The sequence below is a fragment of the Corynebacterium accolens genome, assembly GCF_023520795.1.
GTDB lineage: Bacteria > Actinomycetota > Actinomycetes > Mycobacteriales > Mycobacteriaceae > Corynebacterium > Corynebacterium accolens.
The window spans coordinates 1,338,534-1,350,740 of record NZ_CP046605.1; the positions used below are offsets into that span (position 1 = coordinate 1,338,534).

The 12,207-nt window shown below is 59.5% G+C and carries 12 protein-coding genes; 5 read left to right on the forward strand and 7 right to left on the reverse strand.

Annotated features, from left to right (window positions below):
• Positions 1-40: 40 nt before the first annotated feature.
• Genes CACC_RS06415 through CACC_RS06445 form a run of 7 tightly spaced genes read right to left on the reverse strand, consistent with a single transcriptional unit; the run spans position 41 to position 6,312 of the window.
• Positions 41-448 (reverse strand): metal-sulfur cluster assembly factor, encoded by a 408-nt coding sequence (locus tag CACC_RS06415; protein WP_005279145.1) that lies wholly within the window; start codon positions 446-448, stop codon positions 41-43.
• Positions 449-901: a Fe-S cluster assembly sulfur transfer protein SufU gene (sufU, locus tag CACC_RS06420; protein ID WP_005279143.1), complete on the reverse strand. Its 453-nt coding sequence runs from the start codon at positions 899-901 to the stop codon at positions 449-451.
• On the reverse strand, positions 901-2,145 hold the full coding sequence (locus CACC_RS06425; RefSeq protein WP_005279141.1) for a cysteine desulfurase: 1,245 nt from the start codon (positions 2,143-2,145) through the stop codon (positions 901-903). Before CACC_RS06425 ends, sufU begins: the two co-directional genes overlap by 1 nt.
• Positions 2,146-2,191: 46 nt before the next feature.
• Positions 2,192-2,950, reverse strand: coding sequence for a Fe-S cluster assembly ATPase SufC (gene sufC, locus CACC_RS06430; protein ID WP_005279139.1), 759 nt, complete (start codon positions 2,948-2,950; stop codon positions 2,192-2,194).
• Between the two features lie 29 nt (positions 2,951-2,979).
• Positions 2,980-4,134, reverse strand: coding sequence for a Fe-S cluster assembly protein SufD (gene sufD, locus CACC_RS06435; protein ID WP_005279137.1), 1,155 nt, complete (start codon positions 4,132-4,134; stop codon positions 2,980-2,982).
• Positions 4,135-4,138: 4 nt separating this feature from the next.
• A complete protein-coding gene (gene sufB, locus CACC_RS06440) occupies positions 4,139-5,578 on the reverse strand; it encodes a Fe-S cluster assembly protein SufB (protein ID WP_005279136.1) in 1,440 nt (479 codons plus the stop codon).
• Positions 5,575-6,312, reverse strand: a complete 738-nt coding sequence (locus tag CACC_RS06445) for a helix-turn-helix transcriptional regulator (protein ID WP_005279134.1) — start codon at positions 6,310-6,312, stop codon at positions 5,575-5,577. The genes sufB and CACC_RS06445 overlap by 4 nt, the downstream gene beginning before the upstream one ends.
• A 215-nt stretch (positions 6,313-6,527) precedes the next feature.
• Between CACC_RS06445 and mptB the strand changes: the two genes are divergently transcribed.
• From mptB to CACC_RS06470, 5 genes are all read left to right on the forward strand, one after another.
• Entirely contained in the window at positions 6,528-8,252 is a 1,725-nt protein-coding gene (gene mptB, locus CACC_RS06450; RefSeq protein ID WP_005279132.1) for a polyprenol phosphomannose-dependent alpha 1,6 mannosyltransferase MptB, read from the forward strand.
• Positions 8,253-8,258: 6 nt separating this feature from the next.
• Positions 8,259-9,188: an ABC transporter ATP-binding protein gene (locus CACC_RS06455; RefSeq protein ID WP_005279130.1), complete on the forward strand. Its 930-nt coding sequence runs from the start codon at positions 8,259-8,261 to the stop codon at positions 9,186-9,188.
• 84 nt (positions 9,189-9,272) lie between these two features.
• Positions 9,273-10,037, forward strand: coding sequence for an ABC transporter permease (locus tag CACC_RS06460; RefSeq protein WP_005279129.1), 765 nt, complete (start codon positions 9,273-9,275; stop codon positions 10,035-10,037).
• 70 nt (positions 10,038-10,107) lie between these two features.
• The gene (locus CACC_RS06465) at positions 10,108-11,136 is read left to right on the forward strand and encodes a COX15/CtaA family protein (RefSeq protein ID WP_005279127.1); all 1,029 of its coding nucleotides are present in this window, start codon (positions 10,108-10,110) and stop codon (positions 11,134-11,136) included.
• A 57-nt stretch (positions 11,137-11,193) separates the two neighbouring features.
• Positions 11,194-12,162, forward strand: a complete 969-nt coding sequence (locus CACC_RS06470) for a quinone oxidoreductase family protein (protein WP_005279125.1) — start codon at positions 11,194-11,196, stop codon at positions 12,160-12,162.
• Positions 12,163-12,207 lie beyond the last annotated feature (45 nt).

A 12,207-nucleotide genomic window follows, 5' to 3' on the forward strand; every position in this document is an offset into this window, starting at 1 on the left:
GCGGTAAAACTACCGCCGCCTTTTAGACATTCCGCGGTGATTAAACCGCAAAGCCCAGAGCTTGGAGCTGCTCACGGCCTTCTTCGGAAATCATGTGTGGGCCCCAGGGTGGCATCCAGACCCAGTTGATACGCACGCCATCGGCAAGCTTCTTGCCGGTAACGATGTCCTCAACCTGTTCCGCAATGACATCGGTCAATGGGCAAGCCGGCGAGGTCAGCGTCATGTTGATCATGGCGAGCTCTTTGCCGTCCTCTTCTTCCAGCCACAGGTCATAGACCAAGCCCAAGTCAACGACGTTGATGCCCAGCTCCGGGTCGATGACATCGCGCATGAACTCGGTGATGTCAAAGGCCTTCGACAGCTGTTCTTCCGTCTGCTCTGGCCGCTCACCGCCTGCGCTGAAGGACGAATTCTCGTTCTGGTAAGGATCTACGGGATCGGTCATTTACTTCTCCACTTCATTGAGCGCATCTGCAGTGGCGGCCTGAAAAGCCTTCCACCCCAGCAGCGCGCATTTAACTCGTGCCGGGTATTGAGAAACACCTGCAAAGGCAACACCATCGCCGATGATGTCCTCATCGCCTTCGTCCTGGCCACGCGAGGTGACCATCTTTTCAAACTCGGCAAGCTTCTTATTGGCTTCCTCCAAGGGCAAGCCGACGATCTCTTCCGCCATGACGGACGTCGATGCCTGCGAAATGGAACAACCTTCGGCGTCGTAGGACACATCTTCAACGGTCTTGCCGTCCGCGGAAAGGTTGACGCGCAACGTGAGCTCATCGCCGCACGAGGGGTTCACGTGGTGAACCTCCGCTTGGAACGGCTCGCGCAACCCCGCGTGTTGCGGATTTTTATAGTGATCCAAGATCACGTCTTGGTACATCGAATCTAGATTCATTAGGCAACTCCAAAGAAATCGCGGGCGGCCTTAATGGCTTCTACCAGCTTATCTACTTCGGCTTCCGTGTTGTACAGGTAAAAGCTAGCGCGTGCGGTAGATTGCGCACCGCAGGCGCGGTGCAGCGGCCACGCGCAGTGGTGGCCTACGCGAATGGATACGCCTTGGTCATCCAGAACCTGACCCAGATCGTGCGGGTGAACGCCTTCCACGGTAAAGGAGATGGCCGCGCCGCGGTCTTCAGTGGTTTCTGGGCCGATGATGCGCAGCCCTGGAATCTCACGAAGCTGTTCCAAGGCATAGGTGGTGAGCTTCTGCTCGTGGGCATGGATATTATCCATCCCCACCTCCTCGAGGAACTTCACCGCGGCGCCGAGGCCGACGACCTGGCTGGTCATCTGGGTTCCCGCCTCAAATCGCGTGGGTGGTTCCGCGAAGGTGGTTCCTTCCATCTTCACTACCTCGATCATGGAGCCACCCGTGAGGAACGGGGGAAGCTTGCGCAGCAATTCGTCCTTGCCGTAGAGCACTCCCACGCCATTGGGGCCACACATCTTGTGACCCGAGAATGCGGCAAAATCCACATCCAAGGCATGGAAATCTACCGGCATATGCGGGACGGACTGGCAGGCATCGAGCACCACCATGGCGCCGACCTCGCGAGCACGGCGCACCATTTCCTCGACATCGGAAACCGCGCCAGTGACGTTGGACTGATGGGTAAACGCAACGACCTTGACGGATTCATCGAGCTCGAGCGAATCCAGGTCGATGCGGCCATCGTCAGTCAACGAGTACCACTTCAAGGTGGCACCGGTGCGCTCGCAGAGCTCCTGCCACGGCACGAGGTTGGCGTGGTGCTCAAGCTCCGTGATGACGACGGTATCGCCCTCTCCTACGTACAGCTCGCCCGCGCGCTCATCGGAAAGCGTATAGGCAACCTCATTGAGCGCCTCGGTGGCGTTTTTGGCAAAGGCAATCTCATCGCGGTCCGCGCCAACGAAGGCCGCGATGGCCTGCCGGGCCGATTCATAGGCGTTATCCGCCTCCTCGGCCAACTGGTAGGAGCCGCGGTGGACGGGGGCGTTGGTATGGAGAACGAACTCCTCCTCTGCCTTCCACACCGGCAGTGGGCGCTGGGAGGTAGCCCCCGAATCCAGGTACACCAGCGGCTTATCGCCGCGCACGGTGCGCTGCAGGATCGGGAACTGCTCCCTAATTGCGTTTACATCAAATCCAGACATAAAACTTCTTCGATTCATCGAGGATGAACCAGCGCTGGGCTGGTCTTTACTGCAGGAACTGGTCGTAGCCGTCAGACTCAAGCTGGTCTGCCAGCTCGGCCCCGCCGGTCTTCACAACCTGGCCGTTAGCGAATACGTGCACGAAATCAGGCTGCACGTAGTTCAGGATGCGCTTGTAGTGGGTAATCATCAGGATGCCGCCATTGGTGTCATCCTGGTAGCGGTTGATGCCATCAGAGACAATGCGCAGCGCGTCAACGTCCAAGCCGGAGTCGGTCTCATCCATGACCGCGAACTTGGGCTTTAGGATGTCCAACTGCATGACCTCGTGGCGCTTCTTCTCGCCACCGGAAAAGCCCTCGTTGACGGAGCGGGAGATGAAGGACTTATCAATCTTCAGGTTCTCGCGAGCCTCAGTAAGTTCCTTATTCCACTCGCGCAGCTTGGGGGCCTCGCCGCGGATAGAGGTCACGGCGGAGCGCATGAACTGCGATACCTTTACGCCCGGCACCTCGGTGGGGTACTGCATGGCCAAAAACAGGCCGGCGCGAGCGCGCTCGTCAACGGGCATGTCGAGGAGGTTCTCGCCATCGAGAAGCACCTCGCCCTCGGTGACCTCGTACTTCGGGTGACCAGCAATGGTGTAGGACAAGGTGGACTTGCCGGAGCCGTTCGGGCCCATGATGGCGTGGATCTCGCCGGAGTTGATGGTGAGGTTGACGCCCTTGAGGATTTCCTTGGGCTCGCCGTTTTCTTCATTCGGCAGAACCTGGGCGTGGAGATTCTTAATTTCCAGAGTAGACATAGTTTTGTGGGTTTCCTTCTGTAAGTGCGTTAAGCGGAGATCTTTTCCAGTTCTTCAGAAATGCGGTTTTCCAGTTCCTCGGACAGGGATTGCACCGGAATGCGGTGGATGACCTCGTTGAAGAAGCCACGAATGATGAGGCGACGAGCCTCTGCCTCCGGAATACCGCGCGACATCAGGTAGAACAGTTCGATATCGTCAAAGCGGCCAACCGTTGCGGCGTGGCCGGCGCCGGTGATTTCACCGGTCTCAATCTCCAGGTTCGGAATGGCGTCTGCGCGCGCACCGTCCGTGAGGATGAGGTTATTATTCGTCTCATAGGTATCGGTGCCCTGTGCGTTGGAGCGGATAAGCACGTCTCCTACCCAGCAGGTACGAGCCTCGTTCTTCTTCTCACCCTGCAATGCGCCCTTGTACAGGACATTGGAGCGACAATTCGGAACCGAGTGATCCACGAGCATGCGGTTTTCGAAGTACTGACCAGAATCGGCGAAGTACACGCCCAGCAGCTCGGCGTCGCCGCCGGGAGCGGTGAAGTTCACGCGCGGGACAATGCGCACGACCTCGCCGCCGAAGATGGCGGAGTTGTGGCGCAGCACGGCATCGCGTCCCACCTGGGCCACCTGGTTAGACAGGTGCACCGCGTCGTTTTCCCAGTCGACGTCCACGATGACGGTCAGGTGTGCGCCATCGCCAAGGATGAATTCCACGTTATCCGCGTGGGTGCCAGAGCCGACGTACTTCAGCACAACGGTGGCCTCCGCATGGTGGCCAACCTCGATGGAGGTGGCGCCGAAAGAGGTCACGTCTTCGCCCTTGCCCGTAAAGGTAATGGTGATGGGATCTTCCACCTGCACCTCAGGGTCAACGGTTACCACTTGACCTTCCGGCATGGAGGTCCATGCCTGGGCGGCCACGCGGTCAGAAGGCTTGCCCACGCGGCCAAGGCGCTCATCGTCGCGGTCTACAGTCTCCGCAGAAACGCCTGGGTGCTTGCTTACCTTGACGTCCTGGGCAACCGCTTGAGCAAATTCCCCGTTGTGCAGGCCCCGCAGCTTGCGCAGGGAAACAAAGCGCCATACCTCGTCGCGGCCATGCGGTACCGGGAAATCCTCCACGTTGGTAGAGGTAAAGACGTCACCCTTGGTGATCTTATCCGGATTGAATTCGTTCGAAGCGACCATTTCTTTAGCCGACCGATCCTTCCATTTGCAGTTCGATGAGGCGGTTGAGCTCGAGGGCGTACTCCATCGGCAGCTCCTTAGCAATCGGCTCAACGAAGCCACGCACGATCATTGCCATTGCTTCTTCTTCCGCAATGCCGCGGGACATGAGGTAGAACAGCTGCTCTTCAGAAACCTGCGACACGGTTGCCTCGTGGCCCAACGTGACGTACTCGTTGCGGATGTCGTTATACGGGTATGTGTCCGAACGCGAGATATTGTCCACGAGCAGGGCGTCGCATTCCACGTTGGACGTGGAGTGGTGCGCATTCTGGTTGACCTGCACCAAGCCGCGGTAAGCAGCGCGGCCGCCGGCGCGGGCAACGGACTTGGAGACGATATTGGAGGAGGTGTAGGGCGCCATGTGCGTCATCTTCGCACCGGTGTCCTGGAACTGTCCCTCGCCAGCGAAGGCGACGGAGAGTACCTCACCCTTAGCGTGCGGACCGGTCATCCACACGGCCGGGTACTTCATGGTGACCTTGGAGCCGATGTTGCCATCGACCCATTCCATGGTGCCGCCCTCTTCCACCTTGGTGCGCTTGGTCACCAGGTTGTAGACGTTGCTGGACCAGTTCTGAATCGTCGTATAGCGGCAGCGGCCGCCCTTCTTCACGATGATCTCAACTACTGCGGAGTGCAGGGAGTCCGACTTGTAGATGGGCGCGGTGCAGCCTTCCACGTAGTGAACGTAGGCATCTTCATCCACGATGATAAGGGTGCGCTCGAACTGGCCCATGTTCTCGGTATTAATACGGAAGTAGGCCTGCAGCGGGATGTCAACGTGCACGCCCTTCGGGACGTAAATGAAGGAGCCGCCGGACCACACTGCAGAGTTAAGCGCGGAGAACTTATTGTCACCGGCAGGAATAACGGTGCCGAAGTGTTCCTTAAAAAGCTCTGGGTAATCGCGCAGCGCGGTATCGGTATCGACGAAGATAACGCCCTGGCTTTCCAGGTCTTCGCGAATCTGGTGGTAGACAACCTCAGACTCGTACTGTGCGGCCACGCCGGCAACCAAACGCTGCTTTTCTGCCTCAGGGATGCCCAGCTTATCGTAGGTGGCCTTAATATCATCCGGGAGATCGTCCCAGGTCTGCGCCTGCTCTTCGGTGGACTTGACGTAGTACTTGATCTGGTCAAAGTCGATGCCGGAGAGATCCGCGCCCCAGGTAGGGATGGGCTTCTTATCAAAGATATTCAGGGCCTTGAGACGCTGGTTCAGCATCCACTCGGGCTCGCCCTTCTTTGCGGAAATATCGCGGACAACGTCCTCGTTCAGGCCACGGGCGGCAGAAGCGCCGGCCGAGTCAGAGTCGTGCCAGCCGTACTCATACGCACCAATAGAATCGATGATCTCATCATCGGTCATCTTGTTATCAGGTGCCGATTGTGCCTGGGTCATGACTCGCTCCTTTCAGTATTAGTTTTGACAGGTGTCAAGGGGATATTCGTGGTACAAATTCCGTGGCCATCTGCGATAGAAGCCAAAGGTTGTACGTGTTTGCCTAAGAGGGCGGAAAAGACTTCCTGCTCTGCCTCGCACAGTTCAGGGTGCTCGGCCGCCACATGGGCAACCGGGCAGTGGTGTTGACAGATTTGCACGCCCTGGCCCGCACGGTCCACGGTTGCGGCGTACCCGTGCTTATCCAGGGTTTCAGCCAGTTTGCGCGCTACTTCCTCGACCGATTCTTCCGCGTCCACGAAGGGACGCACATCGGCGATGATGCGCTCAAAACGAGCCTTAGCGAAGTTCTTCACAGCCTCTGAACCGCCCGCAGAGCGCAGCGCGGTCAACGCTTCAGAAGCCAATTCATCATAGGCGTGGCCAAATTGCGCACGCCCACGATCCGTCAGGCGGAAGTGTTTTGCCGGTCGCCCACGACCCGCTCCGGAGTGCATCCGCGAACGAGAAGCTGGACGGCGCTCGACAACTTCCGTTAGTTCTTCTTCCACCAGAATGTCTAAATGCCGGCGGATCCCGGCGGTCGAAAGACCAAGGCGCTCACCCAGGTAAGAGGCGGTTACAGGGCCGTCCTTAAGCAATAGCAGCAGTACCTGGCGGCGGGTATCACCATCCGTGGACCGTGATTCTTTCACCGCCACATGCGCCGCTGCCGCGCGCTGTGAGTTAGCCATGCCCTAAAACCTCCCTTCCTCAGGTCAGTTGCCTGCAGTCACCGTGCTCCGTCGCGCCGGAAATGCCGTCGCTACGCAAGCGCCATAACTGCGCTTTCATCATTAGACAACACTAGTGTTCCTTAATTCATTCCGGAATGCCACCATTGCAGTCACCGGGCGTGGCGGCGGGGGTGAATTTCCCACCCCACAGTCCTCGCGTAAGGTCTTAAGCCATGAAAGGGAAACTACGGGGAGTGCTCGAGAGCGTTAAGGCAGAATTGCCGCGCTTGGGCACCGCAGGTTCTCGTTCCGCGCAGCTGCACGCCGAAGGCACCGGCGCGCAAGCCGGGGATACTCGCTACGATTTCATCACCCAGGCGCCAGAGGAACTGCAGCACACCACGGTCTCCCAAAAGCGCACCTTTTTCATCTTGCGGTGGGCCGGAACCGTCGGTTCCCTCCTCATTGCCTTTGGCGCTTTGGGAGCAGGCGCACTGCCTGTAGTGGGCAACCCCTATGACAATGTGCCCTTCGGCTCCCTCATGTCGCGCATGCTGCAGACCTCGTCTGCGCTCGTCATGGTGGGCGTGGGGCTTTTAGTTACGGCCTGGATTTTCCTCGCCCCCTTCGTGGGCACCCCGCTGCGCCAGGCGCGACCCGGCGAGCCCGCCAGCGATCGCTCCCGCCGGCTGGTCTCCCCGCGCCAGCTGTGGATCACGTGGGCTGGGTGGATCATCCCCCTCATCTTTACCGCACCCTTATTTACCCAAGACATCTATTCTTATTTGGCCAATGGCTCCATCGTGGCCCAAGGGATGGATCCCTATTCCGCCGGCCCAGTTCAGCTCTTGGGCGCTGGCAACGAGTTCGCGCGCTCCGTTCCGTTTATCTGGGCGAATTCACCGTCACCATATGGGCCCGTTGCCTTGGGGCTGGCGGCCATCGTCAGCATCATCACCGGAAATTCCATTGTCTTAGGCGTCATCGCCCACCGCCTACTTTCCATCGTGGGCATCATCGTGGCCGGCTGGGCCATCACGCAGCTTGCTCAGCGATGCCGCGTCTCCCCTGCCTCCGCACTATGGCTCGGCATCTTGAACCCGCTGACCATCCTTCACCTCGTCGGCGGTATCCATAATGAATCCATCATGCTTGGATTGTCGTTACTGGGCATGGAGCTTGGATTAAGGGGCATCGATAAGCTGGGGCAGGATAAAAGAGGAGCCTACGTTGCGCTAATAGCCTCTGGCTTTTTCCTATCCTGCGCCGGAATGGTCAAGGTCACCGGCTTTATTGGGCTCGGCTTTATCGGCATGGCGTATGCCCGCCACCTGCACGTGCAGGCGCGCGTGCCGCGCTGGCGGGCCTTATTTATAGCCATTGCCGTGCAGGGCGCGGTGCTCGTAGTCACCATTGCGCTCATCAGTATCATCACGGGCATTAACCTCGGGTGGATTACCGGGCAAGGCGGAGCCGCCACGATTCGCTCCTGGCTTTCCCTATCCACGGCTACGGGAGTGGGCGCCGGTTTCCTCGGCATGTTTTTAGGCCTTGGGGACCACACCGATGCCATATTGACCATCACGCGCAGTTTCGGCGTCTTGGTCGCCGTCGCCTTCATGTCCCGCATGCTCTTTGCCACGCTGCGCGGATATATCCACCCCGTGGGCGGGCTGGGAATCTCTACCCTCGTGCTCGTTATCTTCTTCCCAGTGGTCCACCCGTGGTACATCCTCTGGGCCGTTTTGCCGTTGGCGGCGTGGGCGAACCGGCACATCTTCCGGTTTAGCGTCGTTGCCTATACCGGCGCGATGAGCTTTTTCGTCCTTCCGCGCGGCTTGGGCCTGCCCGCTGGGACGGTGCTTTCCATCTATATCGCCGCTGCCTGCGCTTTCGCCGTGGTAGTCGGAGTGTGGTGGGGTGCAATGCGCCGACACGGAATCCGTGTCTTAAACTAGGCACCCGTGAATGCAATTCCAGCTGAAAGCCCCGCCCTGTCCTTGGATGGTGTGGTAAAGAAATTTGGCCCCACGGCAGCCGTCAATGGGCTCAGCCTAAGCGTTGCACACGGCGAAATATTTTGCCTGCTCGGCCCCAATGGTGCTGGTAAATCCACCACCATCGAAATGTCTGAAGGATTTATCCACCCCACCACCGGTTCCATTAAGGTCTTGGGCCTTGATCCAAGCACCGCGCCCGATAGGGTGCGCGAAAAGGTGGGAATCATGCTGCAAGGCGGCGGTTCTTATTCCGGCATCCGCGTGCTAGAGATGTTGGAATTGACCGCGCGCTATAACGCCAATCCTCTACCGCCGGAATGGCTGCTCGAAACGTTGGGCCTGCAAGGTGTTGCGCGCACGCCTTATCGGCGGCTTTCCGGCGGGCAGCAGCAGCGGCTATCGCTCGCGCTCGCGGTCATCGGCAGGCCAGAGCTAGTTTTCCTCGATGAACCCACCGCGGGCATGGACGCCCAATCCCGGCTCGCCGTGTGGGATTTGATCCGCGCCCTGAAGCGCGACGGGGTCACAGTGATATTGACCACCCACCTGATGGATGAGGCCGAATCGCTGGCAGATCACATCGCCATCATGGATCACGGCGCGCTCGTGGCACAGGGAACGCCGGCAGAACTTACCTCCCAGGGCGAGGGCGCCGGGTTTAGTTTTAGCGCCAACTCCGCAGTTGACCTGGACGCCTTGCAGCGAATTGGCATCCCCACGACCGCCTCGCGGCCGCTGCACTACAGGGTGAGCCAGCCCAGTTCGCCGGAACTGATTTCCGCCCTCGCCGCCGAGCTCGCCCGCCAAGGCGTGCTTTTGCGAAGCCTGGAATCCCACCACCGGAACCTCGAGGAAGTATTCCTCGACCTCACAGGCAGGCACTTGCGCAGTTGATAAAACCCTGTGTCCTGTCTTCATCTTAGAATCACCAGTACCTAAAATCGCCACTTCAAATTTTTCAAGGAATAGGCCCCGATTATGAGCGCAACGTTTTCCCCCGGCACCTTCAGCCCGGCACCCAAACGAGCGAGTGCGGGCGCCATCATCTTTGCCCAAGGCGGCATGGAGGCCAAGCTCATGCTGCGCCACGGGGAGCAACAATTGCTCAGCATCATTATCCCGCTCGCCATCCTGATTGGGACCGCCCGCCTGGAATCATCTACCGGGCATGGGCTGCACGAGGTCTTTCCCATGGTGCTCGCGGTGGCGGCAACCTCGGCTGGTTTTACCGGGCAAGCCATTTCCCTGGCCTTTGACCGCCGCTACGGGGCCTTAAAGCGCACCGGCGCCTCCGGCGTGCCGGCGTGGGCGATCATTGGCGGCAAGATTATTGGCGTGCTGACGATGGTGGTATTCCAGATTCTCGTGCTCGGTGCCACGGCCTTTGCCTTGGGCCTGCGCATCAGTGCGCCCGGCATCCTGCTCATGATCGTCTCGCTCATTTTCGGCGTCGCCGCCTTTACCGCCATGGGTTTGGTGCTTGGCGGCACCCTTAGCTCTGAGGCCGTACTCGCGCTGGCGAACCTCATTTGGTTTATCCTGCTGGCGATCGTCGGCTGGGCCCTGTACTCCCAGGGCTTGGGCGATAATGGCCTGCTCAACATCGTGCCCACCGTGGCACTAGCGGGCGCGCTTGCCGATGCCTCCAATTCCACCTTTCCTGGCATCGAACTCATTTCCTTGACCGCGTGGCTAGCGGTGGCGTCGTATGCGGCCGTTCGTTGGTTCCGTTTCGACGGCTAAATGTGAGTTATACCCAGTTCCCCGCGAAACAGAGCCAAAGGTTTCGGCTCGCTACACACCCCCTAGTAAGATGCACCTTGTGAATTACTGGACCAGAACTAAACGCTTTTTTAAAGAAGCCGTCCCTACCGTGGAGCAACAGCGCCTCATCGCGCTGATCCTGATCTTCTGCCAAGGCGGCATCACCGTATCTGGTTCCATCGTCCGCGTCACCGGTTCCGGCCTGGGTTGCCCCACCTGGCCCCAATGCCAGCCTGGTTCCTTGGTGCCGGTAGAGGGCGCAGCACCGGCAATCCACCAGGTCATTGAGTTTGGCAACCGCCTGCTCACCTTTGTTGATTCCGCCGCCGCCGGCGCGGCAGTCATCGCCATGTATATGGCGTGCCGCCGCCCTGAGCTCAGGATCTATGCATGGCTGAACGTGGCCGGCATCGTCCTGCAGGCCGTCATCGGCGGCATCTCCGTGCACCTGGATCTGCGCTGGTGGTCCGTGGCGCTTCACTTCCTGCCTTCCATGGTGCTGGTGTGGCTTGCCTGCATGCTGTATGCCCGCATCAAAGAACCCGATGATGGCACCGCCCAGCCGCGGTTCCCGCAGGCAATTCGCATTATCGCCGTCATCGCGACCATCGCCCTATCGGTTGTCCTGATTACCGGCACCATGGTGACCGGTTCCGGCGTGCATTCCGGCGACTCCGGAGTGGGAATGGAAGGCCGCTTGGATGTGGATACCGAGTCCATGGCCATCGCCCACGCCATGTGCATGTACGTCTACCTCATCTTTACCGCCATCACCGTCTTCCTGTTGTACAAGCACCGCGCGCCGCAGGAGACCAAGAAGGCCGGGTGGGTCCTTATCGTCTGCATCCTCATCCAGTGGGCCGTGGGCGTCTTGCAGTTCTACCTGGGCGTGCCTCGGTGGACGGTCCCCTTCCACATCGGTATGTCCGCCGTGGTCACCGGCTTTACCGCCCTGCTCTGGGCACACGGGCGCCACCGCGTCGGCGGCACGCCAGACCTCATCTCAGGCTCTCCCGCAGGCGACGATAAATACGCCGTTCGCCAGCAATCACTAAATGAGGAACGCGCCGCCGTCTAGGATTTAGGCAGCACCATTTTTCTGCAGCTAGTGGGCGTTGTGGGATAGCATGGCCTTATGCATGCTATCCAGATCACAGAAACGGGCGGGCCGGAAGTCCTGCGCTACGCCGAGGTTCCTGCGCCCACGCCCACTGAGGACGAAGTCTTAGTCGATGTCATCGTAGCGGGCGTGAACTATATCGATACCTATTACCGCGAGGGTATCTATAACGCCCAGATGCCTTTTATCCCTGGCTTTGAGGGAACGGGGCGCGTTGTCCACGATCCCAAGGGAGAAATTGCGGAAGGCTCCCTGGTGGCATGGCACCACGCCTTTGGCTCCTATGCCGAGCAGGTCTGCGTGCCCCGGAACGGCCTTGTCGCCGTACCGGATGATTTCCCCACCGAGATCGCTGCCTCCATGCTGCTACAGGGCATGACCGCCCACTTCCTTTCCCACGGCGTGTATGAGCTTGGCGAAGGCGCTACCTGCCTCATTACCGCTGGTGCGGGCGGCGTGGGCCAGCTCTTGACCCAAATGGCGTCCTCTTTGGGCGCAACTGTTTATACGGTCGTTTCCACCGATGAAAAGGAAGAGATCTCGTACAAGTGCGGCGCCGACCACGTCTTCCGTTACAGCGATGGTCTGGGCGAGCAGGTTCGCCGGTTTAATGGCGGACGGGGCGTCGATGTGGTCTATGACGGCGTGGGCCAATCCACCTTCTTCGAATCGCTCGAGGCCGTTCGCCCGCGCGGCACTGTTGCACTCTTTGGCGCCGCTTCTGGCCCTGTTGAGCCCATCGATCCCCAGCTGCTTAATAAGCATGGCTCCATCTTCTTGACCCGGCCTTCGCTCGGCGCGTGGACGGCGCAAGAGGGCGAATTCCAGATGCGCGCGCAAGCGGTCGTCCAGGCCGTGATGGACGGAGACCTCAAGTTCAACGTATCGGCCTCCTACCCCTTGGAAGAAGCAGAGCAGGCCCACCGCGACCTACAATCGCGCAGCACCACCGGTTCTATTGTTCTGCGGGTAAAGCAGGATTAAGACAAAAAGAAGCGCGAGCCACGAAGGCTCGCGCTTCAGCGTGCT